Below are 16430 nucleotides of genomic sequence, written 5' to 3'. Positions count from 1 at the left end.
GTCCTGAAGGAACGTTGAAGACTACGACGTTGATAGGCTGGGTGTGTAAGTGCAGCGATGCATTGAGCTAACCAGTACTAATGAACCGTGAGGCTTAACCTTACAACGCCGAAGATGTTTTGGCGGATGACAGACATCAGTTTCAGCTTGATAACAGATTAATTGACCTGCAGAGATGCGGGTTGATAACAGAATTTGCCTGGCGGCTTTAGCGCGGTGGTCCCACCTGACCCCATGCCGAACTCAGAAGTGAAACGCCGTAGCGCCGATGGTAGTGTGGGGTCTCCCCATGTGAGAGTAGGGAACTGCCAGGCATCAATTAAGTAGTAAACCGGTGCATGAATCCGGTGGTTACAGAAGTCTTCGGTGGAGCGGTAGTTCAGTCGGTTAGAATACCTGCCTGTCACGCAGGGGGTCGCGGGTTCGAGTCCCGTCCGTTCCGCCACTTATTAAGAAAGCCCTGAGTTAACGCTCAGGGCTTTTTCTTGTCTGTAATTTTATTATTGCTATAAACGCAAAAATCCTCTGCATTTTTCGCCCTTTTTCAACATACCCTTAACACGTGATAATCATCCTCAGTTTACGAACACTATGATTAAAGAGGATTTACATGGCTATCCCTGCATTTGGTCTCGGCACTTTCCGCCTGAAAGACGACATTGTCATCGCATCTGTCAAAACCGCTCTGGAATTAGGCTACCGTACTGTTGATACGGCACAAATCTATGGCAACGAAGCCGCCGTAGGTCAGGCGATTGCGGAAAGCGGCGTACCACGCGAAGAATTATTCATCACCACGAAAATCTGGACTGAAAACCTCAGCAAAGACAGATTGGTCTCAAGCCTGAAAGAGAGCCTTGAAAATCTGCGTACTGATTATGTCGATCTGACGTTGATCCACTGGCCTTCTCCGGGTGATGCGGTGTCTGTAGAAGAATTCATGCAGGCGCTTCTGGAAGCAAAAGAGCAAGGTTTGACGCGTGAAATCGGGATCTCAAACTTCACTATCCCACTGATGGAAAAAGCAATTTCAGCAGTCGGCGCAGAAAATATCGCGACCAATCAGATTGAGCTTTCTCCTTATCTGCAAAACCGTAAAGTGGTTGATTGGGCAAAAGATCACGGTATCCACATCACGTCGTACATGACGCTGGCTTACGGCAAGGCGCTGAAAGATGAGGTTATTGCGGGTATTGCTGACAAGCACAATGCAACGGCTGCGCAGGTCATTCTGGCGTGGGCGATGGGTGAAGGTTATGCCGTGATCCCATCTTCGACGAAACGTGAGAACCTGGCGAGCAATCTGTTGGCACTGGATCTCCAGCTGGATGACGAAGATAAAAAAGCGATCGCTGCACTCGATTGCAATGACCGCCTGGTGAGCCCGGAAGGTTTAGCGCCAGACTGGGATTAATTTATTCCACCCTCTGTAGCCTCAAAACCCTCTTACAGCTCCTTCGGGAGCTGTTTTATATGGTCGCTCAGAAAGTCGATAAAAGCACGAATACGGGTACTGACTGCGCGATCGCTGTAGTACACCGCACTGAACGGCATTTCGACCGGCAGTCGTTTATCTTCCATCAACTCCACCAGTTCACCCCGCGCAATCTCCTTATTAATCATATAGTCAGATAAGCAAGCAATACCGTTCCCACTCAGGCAAAGCTGTTTTAATGTCTCCCCACTGTTAGAAGACAGTCCGCTTGCCACTTCATGAAGCTGGCCATCGCTGCAGGCAATCGGCCAGGTGTTAAGCGATAACGGCTCGGTGAATCCCAGGCAAAGATGGTTTTTTAACTCTTCTACCGTTTCGGGTTTGCCATGCTGGGCGATATAGTCGGGTGAGGCGATAATTTTACGGTAGCTGGTAAACAGTGGACGAGCGCGAAGGCTAGAGTCTGTCAGTGTTCCAGCACGGATAGCTACATCCACTTTCCGCTCGATCAGATTGATGAACGTCTCTGATGAGACAAGCGACAGAGTCATCTCCGGGTAGCGCTCACGGAAGGGCTTCACCAATGGCATCAGAAAATGTAACACGACCGGAGTGGCAGCATCGATGCGTAAAAGTCCGCGCGGTGTGCTCCGTGTTTCCATGATCTCTGTTTCTGCTGCCGCCATCTCCTGCAAAATCGACTGCACGCGACGAAAATAGCGTTCACCTTCTTCTGTCAGGCTCAGCTGGCGCGTTGTCCGGTTTAGCAAACTCACCCCAAGCTTCATTTCCAGCTTTTTAACGGAACGGCTGATCGCAGAATTGGCCTGTCCTAGCTGCTCTGCGGCCCGGCTAAAACTTCCGCTTTCTACGACGGCCACGAAGATTGCCAGCTCTTCTGACGTTGCTTTCATTGTTGCACCACCCGCAAAATTCTATTGATATTTTGACCATTTTTGTTATTTAAACACTGGCGCATACTTCGTGTCATCTTAATCCTGATGACACGGAGTATTTTATGCCACTGGCGCTTCTTGCCCTGACGATCAGTGCCTTCGCAATTGGCACGACTGAGTTTGTTATTGTGGGCCTCGTTCCTACGATTGCCGATCAACTATCAATTACCCTGCCTTCTGCGGGATTGCTGGTCTCTATTTACGCGCTGGGTGTGGCGATTGGCGCACCGGTTTTGACGGCGCTGACCGGGCGTTTCCCACGCAAACAGCTGTTGATGGCGCTAATGGTGCTGTTCACAGCCGGTAATATTCTTGCCTGGCAGGCCCCGGACTACACTACTCTGGTGATTGCCCGACTGCTGACCGGCCTCGCTCATGGTGTGTTTTTCTCTATCGGCTCAACCATTGCGACCAGCCTGGTGCCAAAAGAGAAAGCGGCATCTGCCATAGCCATTATGTTCGGCGGTTTGACAGTTGCACTGGTGACCGGCGTTCCGCTGGGTACGTTTATTGGTCAGCATTTTGGCTGGCGTGAAACCTTCCTGGCAGTTTCTCTGTTGGGTGTGATCGCCCTGATTGCCAGCGCGATCCTGGTGCCTTCGAATATTCCCAGCCGTGCGAGTGCCAGCCTTCGCGATCAGATTAAAGTGCTGACACATCCTCGTCTGTTGATCATCTATGCCATCACAGCGTTAGGCTATGGGGGAGTCTTTACAGCATTTACTTTCCTGGCCCCGATGATGCAGGACCTGGCGGGCTTCTCGCCGAGCGCGGTGAGCTGGATCTTATTGGGATACGGCGTTTCTGTGGCGATCGGTAATATCTGGGGCGGAAAACTCGCCGATAAGCATGGCGCTGTGCCTGCTCTGAAATTCATTTTCGCGGCTCTGGTTGTGCTCCTGATGGTATTCCAGTTTACAGCCTCCATTCAGTATGCAGCGCTGGGCACTATTCTGGTGATGGGGATCTTTGCTTTTGGTAATGTACCCGGCCTGCAGGTCTACGTGGTTCAGAAAGCCGAGCAGTACACGCCGAATGCCGTTGATGTTGCGTCTGGTTTAAACATTGCTGCGTTTAATATTGGCATCGCGCTTGGCTCAATTATCGGTGGCCAAACGGTTGAACATTTTGGTTTGGCGCAGACACCGTGGATTGGCGCGGTAATCGTAATGGCTGCCTTCCTGCTGATTGGCGTTAGCGGACGACTGGATAAACCTGCTCGCGTCGCACTGGGATAAGTATCAGTAAGCGCTTGCTTACAAAACCAGACAGAGGTTTATGAGTAATTGCGTTGAAAGTGTGGCCTAAAATCCCTATAACAGTAGAACCAGTCCGTTTTCCGGGCTGGTTTAATGCTATAGAGGTCGTTTCCAAAAGTGCGAAAAAATACCTATGCCATGCGCTATACTGCCGGACAACCTGCGGAGAGAATATTGCCTCCGGGGTCGTTTGCGAGTCTTGGCCAGGCATTGCCCGCTGGCGCACCGTTAAGCAGTGATGAAAAAATTCGCGTGCTGGTGTGGAACATCTTCAAGCAGCAGCGTGCCGAATGGTTATCCGTCCTGAAGAATTTTGGTAAAGATGCACATCTGGTCTTATTACAGGAGGCGCAAACCACACCTGAATTAGTCCGGTTTGCGACCACAAACTATTTGGCCGCCGACCAGGTTCCGGCCTTTGTATTACCTCAACACCCATCGGGTGTCATGACGCTCTCCGCTGCACACCCGGTTTACTGTTGCCCGCTTCGCGAACGCGAGCCCATCTTGCGTCTGGCAAAATCAGCGCTGGTGACGGTCTATCCTCTGCCGGATACCCGTTTGCTGATGGTGGTGAACATTCACGCTGTGAATTTCAGCCTCGGTGTCGATGTGTACAGTAAGCAGTTACTTCCTATTGGCGATCAGATAGCGCATCACAGTGGGCCGATTATCATGGCGGGGGATTTCAATGCCTGGAGTCGTCCGCGTATGAATGCCCTGTATCGTTTTGCGCGTGAAATGTCCCTGCGCGAAGTGCGTTTTACCGATGACCAGCGGCGTAAAGCATTTGGTCGCCCGCTTGATTTTGTCTTCTATCGTGGTTTGAACGTGCATGAAGCCTCCGTGCTGGTGACGCGCGCCTCCGATCACAATCCACTACTAGTCGAATTCAGTCCCGGCAAACCTGATAAGTAATGGTGCGTCAGGTCTGCCGTCGGGCAGGCCTGCGCAGGTACTGCCCTTTATTTTTCTCATAACGAAAGGACAGTACGATGACAACACAATCCCATCATGACAACGTAGAAAAACAGTTTGGCTCTCAGGCAAACGCCTATCTGACCAGCGCGGTACACGCTTCTGGCCGCGATCTGGTGCGTCTTGGCGAGCGACTGGCAGCCTTCCCGCATGCGCACGTTCTCGATTTAGGTTGCGGAGCAGGGCATGCCAGCTTTGTTGCCGCACAGCAGGTCGCGCAGGTGACGGCTTATGACTTATCTCGTCAGATGCTGGATGTTGTTACCCACGCCGCGCAAGATAAAGGGCTGAATAATATTACGACCCGGCAAGGCTACGCTGAGTCCTTGCCGTTTGACGATGAATCTTTTGAGGTTGTGATCAGTCGTTACTCAGCACACCACTGGCACGACGTGGGTCAGGCATTACGCGAAATCAAACGCGTGCTGAAGCCGGGCGGGATTTTTATCATCATGGATATCATGTCGCCGGGAAACCCGGTTAGCGATATTTGGCTGCAGACTGTTGAAGCTCTGCGGGATACTTCACATGTACGAAATTATTCCAGCGGTGAATGGTTCGCGATGATGACTGAGGCGGGGTTAATTTCCCGTTCCCTGGTGACAGATCGATTGCCGCTGGAGTTCTCCTCATGGATTTCGCGTATGCGCACACCAGAGGCATTAAGTCAGGCAATTCGCTTGTATCAGGAGAGTGCCTCGGCAGAAGTGAAGGCGTACTTTGAACTGCAGGAAGAGGGATCGTTTACCAGCGATACAATCCTGGCCGAAGCGCAAAAAGCCGAATAAGCGGCAATAAAAAAGGCACCGGGGGAATCGGTGCCTTTCTTTATGAGACTGGCTGTCAGGAATCTGGCGTCGCGTTGTTTTTCACAAACAACGTCAGCTGATCGCCTGGCTGCAGATTGCCTGTATCATCGTTCCAGCGCATTACATCTTTGATGTTCACGCCGTGCGTTTTCGCGATACTGGACAACGAATCACCCTTACGTACACGATAAGTAATGCTATCGCTGTTACGGGCGAGACGCTGCGCACTGCTGCCTGCGCCAACCGTCAGGTTCTGGCCAACTTTCAGATTTGAACCGCGCAGATTATTCCACTGCTGCAGATCTTTAGTGCTCACGCCGAGACGTGATGCAATGCCTGAAATCGTATCACCTGAACGAACCTTGTAGCTACGGCTGGTAACGGATGACGCGTCTGCAATCAGCGTTGACTGAACAGCCGCAATTTCACCTGATGCCAGAGAATCACGAAGCTGTGCTGCGTGTTTCTGCGGAACGAGAACATACTGTGGCCCATTCGCGCCCAGCGTAGAACCCTTCACGCCAGCATTAAAGGTCTTCAGCTTTTGTACCGACATACCCGTCATATCAGCGACCTGTTTCATTTCAACCGGGCTGCTGAGGCTGACTCGTGCCAGTGCGCGACTTTCGTCGGACGAAGGCAGTTTGACGCCATAACGTTTGCTGTTTTTGAGTATATCGCTCAAAGCCAACATCTTCGGTACGTAAAGCTTAGTTTCCTGTGGTAGTGAGAGTGACCAAAAATCGGTGGGTTTGCCACGAGATTTGTTCGCTTTCATTGCCTTCAGGACACGACCTTCACCGCTGTTATACGCTGCAACCGTTAACAACCAGTCGCCGTCAAACATCTTGTTCAGACGTTGCATCATGTCGAGAGCGGCAGTCGTTGAAGCGACTACATCACGACGCGCATCGTAGCCGCGTGTCTGTTTCAAACCATAATTGCGCCCTGTGCTCGGAATGATCTGCCAAATGCCTGCGGCATTGGCGCCAGACGTCGCGTGCGGGTCAAAAGCGCTCTCCACTATGGGTAGTAGTACCAGTTCCATAGGCATGTTACGTTTCTTAACTTGCCCTGCTATCCAGTACATATACGGCTCTGCCCGTAAAGTTACATCGTGGAGATAGCTCTTATTACTTAAATACTTCTGTTTTTGGTCGCGAATCCGGTTGTTTTCCGGAATTCCCATCTTCAGCTCGTCGCTAATAGAGGCCCACAAGTCCTGATCCTGCGCGAATGACGTCCCATCGTCCATCCATCGCGCCTGACTTGTAAACTTCCCTGCTTCCCCTTGACCAGCTGCAGAAAGGCTCTGTGCGTGCTGCTGAACGTTACCAGTATTCTGAGAAGACTGGCACCCAACAAGCAGGACAGAGGCGAGTAGTATCGCTTTTGCCTTCATGTGTGTGTCAATAGTTGCTTAAAAGACGAGCGATAATAACGGCGAAATTTTGAAAAGGCAACCCGCAATTCTCAGAAGTTATCTTTCTTTGACCGTAACCATGCAAAACGCTCTTCAGGTTGTTGCAAATTTGTTTCTTGGTTAATTTTATTAATTAAATCAGTATCATCGGTTCTTAGAAATAAATTTATTTTGCGCTCATTTTTCAGAATTACGGGCAGTGTATTTTGTTTTTTTACCCGTAACTCATTCACTTTGTGGTAATAATCCTGAATCGCAGGATCCTCAGGAAGGATACTCAATGAAAACTTCATATTTGCTAATGTATACTCATGTGCGCAACAAATGAGGGTTTCGTCAGGAAGGGCGTTAATCTTCTGGAACGATTGATACATCTGCGTTGGTGTGCCTTCAAACAATCTTCCACAGCCACCAGAGAACATCGTATCCCCGCAAAAAAGATAAGGGAAACTGAAGAAAGAAATGTGTCCGGAAGTGTGACCTGGTGTGGCAAATACAGACAATTCGCATCCTCGTATGATGACTTTTTCGCCATCTTTGACTACGCGTGTCGTACCTTTATCGTGTGTCTCCTGCGGTCCGTATACCACCAGATGCGGAAATTTAGCCCGCAGGGCAGGAACGCCACCAACGTGATCGTTATGATGGTGAGTCAGTAAAATGGCTTCTGGCTGCCAGCCGTTTTCCTCTATTGCTTTCAATACTGGTGCCGCGTCACCTGGGTCGACAATAATGCAGTGCTGCTCGTCGTCGACTAAAACCCAGATGTAGTTGTCCTGAAACGCGGGAATACTGATAAGATTCATAAATTACCTCTCATAACGTAACGGGTGTGTTGATGAAGCCGGCAAGGATACCTCAGATTGTCTCAGCGCCAGAACACTGGTCTCAGTTGCGATGGGGTGAACACTATCGCGAAGCGCTGGAGCGTCAGCTCAATCCTTGGTTTGCCAAAATGTATGGTTTTCATCTGCTGAAGATTGGCAATCTGAGCGCGGAAATCAACTCTGAAAGCTGTGCCATCTCCCATCAGGTAAATGTGTCACTTAACGGTCATCCTCTTCAGGTTAAAGCCGATCCGCTCCATTTGCCATTCGCTGAGAAATCTGTCGACGCCTGTTTGATGGCCCACACCTTGCCCTGGTGTACGGATCCGCACCGTTTGCTGCGTGAAGCCGATCGGGTGCTGATTGATGATGGCTGGCTGGTGCTGAGCGGTTTCAATCCGATGAGCCTGATGGGGCTGCGCAAGCTGGTGCCGGTTTTACGCCGCACGCCACCTTATAATAGCCGCATGTTTACCTTCACCCGTCAGCTCGACTGGCTGTCATTGCTGAATTTTGAAGTGATGTATTACAGTGGCTTCCAGGTGTTACCCTGGGCGGGGAAGGGCGGAAAAATGCTGACAACGCATCTGCCAGCACTGGGATGTATGCAGCTCATCGTGGCGCGTAAGCGAACGGTTCCTCTTACGCTGAATCCGATGAAGCAGAGCAAATCAAAAGCACAAATCCGTCAGACCGTCGGAGCAACGCGGCAGTACCGAAAACCCTGATCAGGATTCCGGCTGATAACCCACGTCGTCATGAATAGGATTCATCGCTGCTTCACGCGCAAGCTCGTCGCAACGTTCGTTTTCCGGATGCCCGGCATGGCCTTTCACCCATTCCCACTTGATTGTGTGATGACTCAGCGCGGCGTCCAGACGTTTCCAGAGATCGACATTCTTAACCGGTTTCTTATCCGCGGTTTTCCAGCCACGCTTTTTCCAGTTGTGGATCCACTGAGTAATCCCCTGACGCACATACTGGCTGTCGGTGCTGATCACGATATCGCAATCTTCTTTTAATGCTTCCAGCGCAACGATGGCAGCCATCAGCTCCATGCGGTTGTTGGTGGTCAGACGATAGCCTTCATTAAAGGTTTTCTCGTGCTGACGGTAACGCAAAATGGCGCCATAGCCGCCCGGCCCTGGATTTCCGAGGCAAGATCCATCGGTGAAAATTTCTACCTGCTTAGTCATCTCTGGTAGACTTCCTGTATTTGAAACGATCAGTAAAACGACGAGTCTGACATAAATGACCGATATGAGCACTGCAATTACACGACAGATCGTCCTCGATACCGAAACCACCGGTATGAACCAGATTGGCGCGCACTACGAAGGGCACAAGATCATTGAGATCGGCGCAGTCGAAGTGATCAACCGTCGTCTCACCGGCAACAATTTCCACGTTTACCTGAAACCCGATCGGCTGGTGGACCCGGAAGCGTTTGGCGTTCACGGAATTGCCGATGAGTTCCTACTGGATAAACCGACGTTCGCAGATGTCGCTGATGAGTTTATCGAATACATCAGCGGGGCGGAGCTGGTCATCCACAACGCATCGTTCGATATCGGCTTTATGGACTATGAATTCAGCAAGCTGAATCGCGGTATTCCAAAAACCAATACCTTCTGCAAAGTCACCGACAGTCTGGCGCTGGCGAGGAAAATGTTCCCCGGCAAGCGCAACAGCCTCGATGCATTGTGCTCGCGCTATGAAATAGACAACACCAAGCGTACGCTGCACGGCGCATTGCTCGATGCCCAGATTCTGGCGGATGTTTATCTGACCATGACGGGTGGGCAAACATCGATGGCCTTTAGCAACGAAAACGATTCACGTCAGGCGGGCGATACTGGAATTCAGCGCGTGGTGCGCCAGGCGAGTCGCCTGCGGGTGATTTTAGCCAGTGATGAAGAGGTCGCGGCCCATGAATCACGTCTCGATCTCGTGCAAAAGAAAGGCGGCAGCTGCCTCTGGCGAGCGTAACGGACACAGTAATGCTGTTAAAATCACCGTGTGGGCGAATTTTGCAGCAACCGATTCAAAAGTTGAGAAAAAGCGTTGACGGGATCAGAACCAAACCGTAATATTCGCCTCGTTCCCAAGGGAACAATGCGGAGCGGTAGTTCAGTCGGTTAGAATACCTGCCTGTCACGCAGGGGGTCGCGGGTTCGAGTCCCGTCCGTTCCGCCACATTAGAAAGCCTGAATCAGAAATGATTCAGGCTTTCGTCATTTCAGCGCTTTCCTTTTCTTATCTCATCTCAAAGTTAGTTAACAAAAAGTTAATAATCGCAGTGCAATTAATTAACAATTGTTCGATTTTGGTGCGACTATTGCACTTATAATGTGCAAATCCTGCTTTTCACTCCGCTATAAACATTTCTTCTTGTAACAATCTTGTAAAAATAATCTCCAGATAATCATTAGCTTACTTACGATTTTCCAGAAAGTTCCTGAACCAATCATTTATTGGTTCGCAAATTGCTTAATCATTAGGGCAATAAGTATTTATCTATATCAATAACTTATTGTTAATAACAATAAAGCAATGATGAGAGCAGGCGAACCAATATGGAAAAACCGTCACGGTTTCTGGCTAATTCCAGCACCGCGCTTGAGCAGTTGCGCGGTCTAATCAACCAGCACGAGTCAACACCAGGCATTCCGCTGCCCACTGAACGTGAGCTGTCGGAAACACTCGGCGTAGGGCGACGCGAAGTTCGCCGTGCGCTGGACGTGCTGGAAGAAGAGGGACGCATCTGGCGCAAGCAGGGCAAAGGCACTTTTATTGGCCCTGCCGCGCCGGTTGAACCTCTGGCGCTTCAGGGGCTGGTACAGCAAACCAATCTGCTGGAAGTGATGGAAGCGCGTCTGCAGCTCGAACCCGGCTTAGCCCGTCTTGCGGCACTGCGTGCCACCAGGGAAAACCTCGCGCTGATGCAGCGCATGCTGGAACGCATCGATAAGGTCAGCCCGGATGACCGCGATCTGAATGAACTGTGGGACAGCGCCTTTCATCGCGCTATTGCCGAAGCCGCGGGCAACCGCCTGATGCTGGGCTTGTTTGATGCCATTGATGCCGTCCGGCGCGAGCCTGGCTGGCAGCATCTGCGTGAGCTGGCGCGAACGCCGGAGCGTGTCGACAGCTACAACGATCATCACCACAAAATCATGACCGCGATTATCCATCGCCAGCCTAATGAAGCAGCCGCCGCCATGCGCGAACACCTGCAAACCCTGCAAACTGCCCTGATCCAGGCCATCAACCTTGAGGATGATTCCCTGTTATGACGACGATCCCTTTTAAGGAGGCAGCGCCAGTCCTTCGCCTGCACAATCTCAATGTGAAATTCGCCGGGTCGCCAGTAAGCGTGCTCGACGGTATTTCACTCACCGTCAAATCCGGTGAAACGCTGGCGCTGGTGGGTGAATCTGGTTGCGGAAAAAGTATCACTTCGCTGGCGCTGATGGGGCTACTGCCCGCAAGTGCGCAAATTGTCAGTGGGGAGATGCACTTCCGCCGCCACGATCTGCGTAAACTCTCCCCGCGTGAATACGCCGATCTTCGCGGTAGCGAACTGGCGATGATTTTTCAGGAGCCGATGACCTCCCTTAACCCGGCTTTCACGCTGGGCGATCAGCTTAGCGAAGCGGTGATTCGCCACCAGAAAATGTCCAAAACTGAAGCGATGAAGGTGGCGCTGCAAATTCTGGAAAAAGTCCAGATCCCGGCCCCGGAAATGCGTCTTAAAGCGTACCCACACCAACTTTCCGGCGGGATGCGCCAGCGCGTGATGATTGCGATGGCGCTCATCAACCACCCGCGTCTTCTGATTGCCGATGAACCGACAACGGCGCTGGATGTCACCATTCAGGCGCAAATTCTGACGTTGCTGAATACCTTAAAAGCTGAAACCGGCACCGCCGTGCTGATGATCACTCACGATCTGGGCGTGGTTGCCGAAGTCGCGCAGCAGGTGGCGGTGATGTACGCCGGACAGGTAGTGGAGCAGGGCAGCGTCGAGACGATTTTTGCCGATCCGCAGCATCCCTACACCATCGGCCTGATGGGGTCTATCCCGTCACTCGGCGCACGAAAAGGCCAGCTTTCCACGATTCCTGGTAGCGTGCCGCTGCCTGAATCCATGCCGAAGGGCTGTCGTTTTGCCACCCGCTGCCCGTTTGCCCAGACCCGTTGTCACGACGAAAAACCACCGCTCAATACGCTGGGAACCGCCCATCAGGTGGCTTGTTTCCGCGTGCCACTTGAGCAACACATTGCGTTGGGAGAAATCGCATGACCACCCCGATTCTTGAAGCCCGTGATTTGAGCAAACTTTTTCCAGGCCCGAAAAAGCTGTTTACCCCGGCGCGTTTTGTGACAGCGGTAGACCGGGTGTCACTCGCCGTAATGCCTGGCGAAACGCTGGCGATTGTCGGCGAGTCCGGCTCTGGTAAATCCACCCTTGGGCGTTTACTGCTCCGCCTGCTGGCGGCCAGCGAAGGGCGCGTTTTTTATCAGGGTGAAGAGATCACCCATGCGTCCGGTTCGCGCCTTAACCAGCTTCGCCGCGAGCTGCAAATCATCTTCCAGGACCCGTTTGCTTCGCTCAATCCGCGCATGACGGTGGAACAGATCGTCGGTGAGCCTTTGTGGCTTCACCAGAATATGAAAAAGCCAGACCGGCAGTATCGCGTAGCGGAACTGCTAAAAACCGTCGGGCTGCCTGCGGCCTGGGCCGGGCGCTATCCGCACGAATTTTCCGGTGGACAGCGTCAGCGTATCGGTATTGCGCGTGCGTTAGCCTCTGGGCCAAAACTGCTTCTGGGCGATGAACCTGTTTCCGCGCTGGACGTGTCCGTCCAGGCGCAGGTGGTGAATTTACTCGAAAGTCTGAAGCACCAGCTCGGACTGACAATGGTGATCGTCGCTCACGGTCTGGCGGTGATTCGTCACATGAGCGACCGCGTAGCGGTGATGTATCTCGGCCAGATTGTCGAGCTGGCGACCGTCGATGAAATTTTTGACGCACCGCTGCACCCTTATACTCAGGCGTTGATTGCCTCTGCGCCGCAAATGCAGCCGGGCATGCAGCGCGAAACACCGCTGTTGCAGGGCGATTTACCGAATCCGGCGAATCCGCCGTCCGGGTGTCGTTTCCACACCCGCTGTCCGTACGTCACCGATGAATGCCGCCAGGTCGAACCTATTACTCAGGTTCTGGACGGTGGACGCCAGGTCTCTTGCCATCGCTGGCAGGACATTAACCGCGATCGCAGTGTTATCCAGATAGCACCGCCATCCGCCGCCTTTTTGCGCCGCCGCGCGCTGTTTGAACATGCGGCATCACTCTCGTCTCTTCCTGCAAGGAACTCATGATAATGACAATGCGTAATTCTCTTTTGACCGTACTGGGAAGTGTTATGTTGTTGGGCGCTGCGCTACCCGCACACTCGGAAAGCGTTCTGCGAATCGGTCTGGGTGCAGACCCGGATATGCTCGACCCTCATCTGGCGCGTACCTACTATGGCCGCTTCGTTTTTGCCTCCCTGTGTGACAGGCTGGTGGACGTGGATGAAAATCTGAAGGTGGTGCCGGGTCTGGCAAAAGACTGGTCATGGAGCGAAGACAACAAAACCCTGACCATGAATCTGCGTGAAGGTGTCACCTTCCACGATGGCGAAAAATTTGATGCCGAAGCGGCGAAATACAACCTCGAACGCGCCCTGACGCTGAAAGGCTCGCTGCGTAAAAGTGAAATTTCATCCGTCGAATCGGTGGAGGTTAAAAGCCCGACGCAAATCGCCATCCACCTGAAAACCCCGGACGCGGCGCTGCTGATGCAACTGACCGACCGCGCGGGGGCGATGATGGCCCCGGAAGCGGCCAAAAAACCGGATTTCGCCGCTCATCCGGTCTGCTCTGGCCCGTACAAATTTGACAGTCGCGTCTCACAGGACCGCATCGTTCTGAGCCGTTTCGACAACTACTGGAACAAAGACGCCTACCACTTCGACAAAATCATTTACCTGCCAATCCCGGATGCCTCGGTGCGCCTGGCTAACCTACGCGCGGGTGACCTGGATCTGACGGAAGGCATCGCTGCCAGCGACGTGAAAACCGTCGAAGCGGACAGCAAACTGGCGCTGGCGAAAGTCACCGGCCTCGGTTATCAGGGCATCACCTTTAATATCAATAACGGTAAAGTCCCGGCTAACGATCCGTTCAAAGATGCGCGCGTGCGTGAAGCGTTCTCCCTGGCCATCGACCGCGATGCGCTGAATCAGGTGGTGTTCGAAGGCTTGTACACTCCGGCAAACCAGGCGTTTTCCCCTGTCAGTCCATACCACGTTAACGTGCCGGTTCCGGCTCGCGACGTAGAAAAAGCCAAAGCGTTATTGAAAGAAGCGGGCATTAACGGGCCGCTGAACGTCAATCTGTTGGTGCCAAATAACCCAACTTCACAGCAGGTGGGCCAGGTTCTGCAGGCAATGACCGCAGAAGCAGGCATTAACCTTAATCTGCAAATGACCGAATTTGCCACGCTGCTCGATCGCCAGCAGAGCGGTGATTATCAGCTGAGTTTCTCCGGCTGGTCCGGTCGTCCGGATCCGGATGGCAGCATCTTTGGTTTCATCAACAGTAAAGGCAACCTCAACGATGGTCGTTACAGCAATGCGCAGGTCGACGAGTGGCTGACCCAGGCGCGTCTGAGCACCGATCCCGCCGCACGCCAGCCGCTGTACGACAAAGTTGTGAAGCAGCTGCAAACCGATATGCCGATTGCTTACCTCTATTTCGAGCCACGTATTTTTGGCCTGAACAAAAGCGTGCAGGGCTTCAAACCGTATCCGGACGGCATCGTGCGTCTGGCGGGCTTGTCGCTTGCTAAGTAACTGAGGGCGTGAGGAGAAACCATGCTGGAACTGATTTGCAAACGCCTGCTGCTGGCAATCCCGACCTTACTGCTGGTGAGCATGATGGTCTTCGGGCTGCAAAAACTGCTGCCCGGCGACCCGCTGATTGCGATGGCGGGGGAAGAGCGCGATCCGGCGGTGATTGCTCAACTGCGCGCAGAACTGAACCTCGATGCGCCGCTGCCGGTGCAATATTTTGACTGGCTGACGCGCGCGCTGCAGGGCGATCTGGGTGTCTCTTTACGTACTCATGAGCCCGTCACGTCGCTTATCGCCAGCAAACTGCCGGTGACGATGGAGCTGTCGCTGCTGGCGATGATCATCGCGCTGGTGTTTGGCATCAGCATGGGGATCCTCGCGGCGGTGAATAAAAACAGCTGGGTGGATCACAGCGCTAACTTTGTGGCGATCTCCGGGATCTCGATACCGCACTTCTGGCTGGGGATCCTGTTGATTCTGGTCTTCTCGGTGAATTTACAGTGGCTGCCCGCCTCGGGCTACGTGCCGTTCAGCGAAGATCCGCTGCAAAACCTGCGTACGCTGCTGCTGCCTGCGTCGGTGCTCGGCACCGGGCTGGCGGCAACGCTGATGCGCCACACGCGCGCCTCGATGATCGCGGTGCTGAAAGCCGATTACATCCGCACCGCGCGGGCAAAAGGGCTGCTGCCAAAAGCGGTGATCCTTAAGCACGCGTTTCGCAACGCGCTGGTGCCGGTGATTACGCTCACGACGTTGCTGTTTGGTGAACTACTGGGCGGCGCGGTGCTGACTGAACAGGTCTTCACTATTCCAGGCTTTGGCAAAATGATCGTCGATTCCGTCTTTAACCGTGATTACGCAGTGGTGCAGGGCGTGGTGTTGATCGTGGCGATTGGTTTCCTGATGTTGAACCTGCTGGCGGACGTGCTCTACGTCCTCATCAACCCGAAAATGCGAGGTTAATCATGGCTGAACTGACGACGCAAACCGTGGTACCGGCGCTGCCGCGCGCGCAAAACCGGGTCCTGAAGAAATTTCTCGCCAATAAAAGTGCAGTGATTGGCGCGGTAATTGTCGGCATCTTTGTGCTGATCGCCCTTATTGCGCCGTGGCTGGCTCCCTTTGACCCGGTGAAAGCCAACTTCCTGGCGGTGCGAAAACCGCCGTCGGAACTCTACTGGTTTGGCACCGACGAACTGGGGCGCGACATTCTCTCGCGTATCGTCTGGGGAGCACGAACCTCCCTGATGGCCGGGTGTATGTCGGTGGTGATCGCCGTCGTTATCGGTGTCCCGCTCGGGCTGGTGGCCGGTTACTTCCAGGGGATCTGGGATGGGGTGATCTCGCGCTTTATCGAGGCGCTGCTGGCCTGCCCGTTCCTGATCATGGCGATCGCGCTGGGGGCGTTTTTAGGCCCAAGCCTGACCAACGCGATGATCGCCATCGGGCTGTCGGCGATGCCAATCTTCGCACGCCTGACGCGCGGGCAGGTGATCGCCATTCGCAACGAAGAGTACATCGACGGGGCGAAGGCGATTGGTCTGCCGGATCGCTGGATCATCGTGAAGTATGTTCTGCCTAACGTGATGTCACCGATTCTGGTACAAGCCACGCTGGCGATTGCCTCCGCCATTATCGCCGAGGCCAGCCTGTCGTTTCTCGGTCTTGGCCAGCAGCCGCCGAACCCTTCCTGGGGCTCGATGCTTAACACGGCAAAAGGTTTTCTGGAACAGGCGCCCTGGATGTCTGTTTTCCCCGGTGTCGCTATTTTCCTCGCGGTACAGGGCTTTAATTTACTCGGTGACGGGCTGCGCGATGCGCTCGATCCGCGCCACGACTAA

At 53.2% G+C, this 16430-nt stretch carries 15 protein-coding genes, 2 tRNA genes, 2 rRNA genes and 1 pseudogene; 16 read left to right on the top strand and 4 right to left on the bottom strand.

What is annotated here, in order from left to right; translation table 11 throughout:
* From C3708_RS18940 to dkgB, 4 genes are all read left to right on the top strand, one after another.
* Positions 1 to 102, top strand: a 23S ribosomal RNA gene (locus C3708_RS18940); the annotation flags it as partial.
* 96 nt (positions 103 to 198) lie between these two features.
* A 5S ribosomal RNA gene (rrf, locus tag C3708_RS18935) occupies positions 199 to 314 on the top strand.
* Positions 315 to 368: 54 nt separating this feature from the next.
* Positions 369 to 445: transfer RNA gene (locus C3708_RS18930), tRNA-Asp, on the top strand.
* A 165-nt stretch (positions 446 to 610) separates the two neighbouring features.
* Positions 611 to 1414, top strand: coding sequence for a 2,5-didehydrogluconate reductase DkgB (gene dkgB / locus C3708_RS18925; protein ID WP_103949978.1), 804 nt, complete (start codon positions 611 to 613; stop codon positions 1412 to 1414).
* A 21-nt stretch (positions 1415 to 1435) separates the two neighbouring features.
* Here dkgB and yafC read toward each other — a convergent pair.
* Positions 1436 to 2349: pseudogene (yafC, locus tag C3708_RS18920) on the bottom strand (DNA-binding transcriptional regulator YafC).
* Between the two features lie 104 nt (positions 2350 to 2453).
* On the opposite strand from yafC, the gene C3708_RS18915 reads away from it, so the two are divergent.
* From C3708_RS18915 to C3708_RS18905, 3 genes are all read left to right on the top strand, one after another.
* Positions 2454 to 3629 (top strand): MFS transporter, encoded by a 1176-nt coding sequence (locus C3708_RS18915; protein WP_095280870.1) that lies wholly within the window; start codon positions 2454 to 2456, stop codon positions 3627 to 3629.
* A gap of 138 nt (positions 3630 to 3767) precedes the next feature.
* Entirely contained in the window at positions 3768 to 4568 is an 801-nt protein-coding gene (locus tag C3708_RS18910; protein WP_095280871.1) for an endonuclease/exonuclease/phosphatase family protein, read from the top strand.
* A gap of 77 nt (positions 4569 to 4645) precedes the next feature.
* Positions 4646 to 5416 (top strand): class I SAM-dependent methyltransferase, encoded by a 771-nt coding sequence (locus C3708_RS18905; RefSeq protein ID WP_103949976.1) that lies wholly within the window; start codon positions 4646 to 4648, stop codon positions 5414 to 5416.
* Positions 5417 to 5471: 55 nt separating this feature from the next.
* Here C3708_RS18905 and mltD read toward each other — a convergent pair whose 3' ends face one another.
* Both mltD and gloB read right to left on the bottom strand, forming a co-directional pair.
* Positions 5472 to 6839 carry a murein transglycosylase D gene (mltD, locus tag C3708_RS18900; protein WP_095280873.1) on the bottom strand — a complete coding sequence of 456 codons (1368 nt, stop codon included), beginning with the start codon at positions 6837 to 6839 and terminating at the stop codon, positions 5472 to 5474.
* A gap of 71 nt (positions 6840 to 6910) precedes the next feature.
* Complete coding sequence (gloB, locus tag C3708_RS18895) at positions 6911 to 7666, bottom strand: hydroxyacylglutathione hydrolase (protein ID WP_103949975.1); 756 nt, start codon at positions 7664 to 7666, stop codon at positions 6911 to 6913.
* Between the two features lie 32 nt (positions 7667 to 7698).
* Here gloB and C3708_RS18890 point away from each other — a divergent pair, with 32 nt between their 5' ends.
* Positions 7699 to 8415: a class I SAM-dependent methyltransferase gene (locus tag C3708_RS18890; protein WP_103947683.1), complete on the top strand. Its 717-nt coding sequence runs from the start codon at positions 7699 to 7701 to the stop codon at positions 8413 to 8415.
* Here C3708_RS18890 and rnhA read toward each other — a convergent pair whose 3' ends face one another.
* The gene (gene rnhA / locus C3708_RS18885) at positions 8416 to 8994 is read right to left on the bottom strand and encodes a ribonuclease HI (protein WP_165790642.1); all 579 of its coding nucleotides are present in this window, start codon (positions 8992 to 8994) and stop codon (positions 8416 to 8418) included. It abuts the gene before it with no gap.
* Between rnhA and dnaQ the strand changes: the two genes are divergently transcribed.
* The 8 genes from dnaQ to C3708_RS18845 all read left to right on the top strand — a co-directional run bounded on the left by dnaQ (position 8948) and on the right by C3708_RS18845 (position 16430).
* Positions 8948 to 9676, top strand: coding sequence for a DNA polymerase III subunit epsilon (gene dnaQ / locus C3708_RS18880; protein WP_199184169.1), 729 nt, complete (start codon positions 8948 to 8950; stop codon positions 9674 to 9676). The genes rnhA and dnaQ overlap by 47 nt on opposite strands.
* 130 nt (positions 9677 to 9806) lie before the next feature.
* Positions 9807 to 9883: transfer RNA gene (locus C3708_RS18875), tRNA-Asp, on the top strand.
* Positions 9884 to 10263: 380 nt separating this feature from the next.
* Positions 10264 to 10983, top strand: a complete 720-nt coding sequence (locus C3708_RS18870; protein ID WP_095280878.1) for a FadR/GntR family transcriptional regulator — start codon at positions 10264 to 10266, stop codon at positions 10981 to 10983.
* Complete coding sequence (locus tag C3708_RS18865; RefSeq protein WP_103949974.1) at positions 10980 to 11993, top strand: ABC transporter ATP-binding protein; 1014 nt, start codon at positions 10980 to 10982, stop codon at positions 11991 to 11993. The genes C3708_RS18870 and C3708_RS18865 overlap by 4 nt, the downstream gene beginning before the upstream one ends.
* Positions 11990 to 13072 carry an ABC transporter ATP-binding protein gene (locus tag C3708_RS18860; RefSeq protein WP_095280880.1) on the top strand — a complete coding sequence of 361 codons (1083 nt, stop codon included), beginning with the start codon at positions 11990 to 11992 and terminating at the stop codon, positions 13070 to 13072. Before C3708_RS18865 ends, C3708_RS18860 begins: the two co-directional genes overlap by 4 nt.
* Positions 13073 to 13074: 2 nt before the next feature.
* Positions 13075 to 14589, top strand: coding sequence for an ABC transporter substrate-binding protein (locus tag C3708_RS18855; RefSeq protein ID WP_174348708.1), 1515 nt, complete (start codon positions 13075 to 13077; stop codon positions 14587 to 14589).
* Between the two features lie 21 nt (positions 14590 to 14610).
* Positions 14611 to 15552: an ABC transporter permease gene (locus tag C3708_RS18850; protein ID WP_095280881.1), complete on the top strand. Its 942-nt coding sequence runs from the start codon at positions 14611 to 14613 to the stop codon at positions 15550 to 15552.
* 2 nt (positions 15553 to 15554) lie between these two features.
* Entirely contained in the window at positions 15555 to 16430 is an 876-nt protein-coding gene (locus tag C3708_RS18845) for an ABC transporter permease (protein WP_095280882.1), read from the top strand.

This window comes from Lelliottia sp. 7254-16, from assembly GCF_002922995.1.
Taxonomy (GTDB): Bacteria; Pseudomonadota; Gammaproteobacteria; order Enterobacterales; family Enterobacteriaceae; genus Enterobacter; species Enterobacter jeotgali.
Note: the sequence above shows the minus strand (reverse complement) of the source record. Positions and strands in the feature narration are given on the sequence as shown.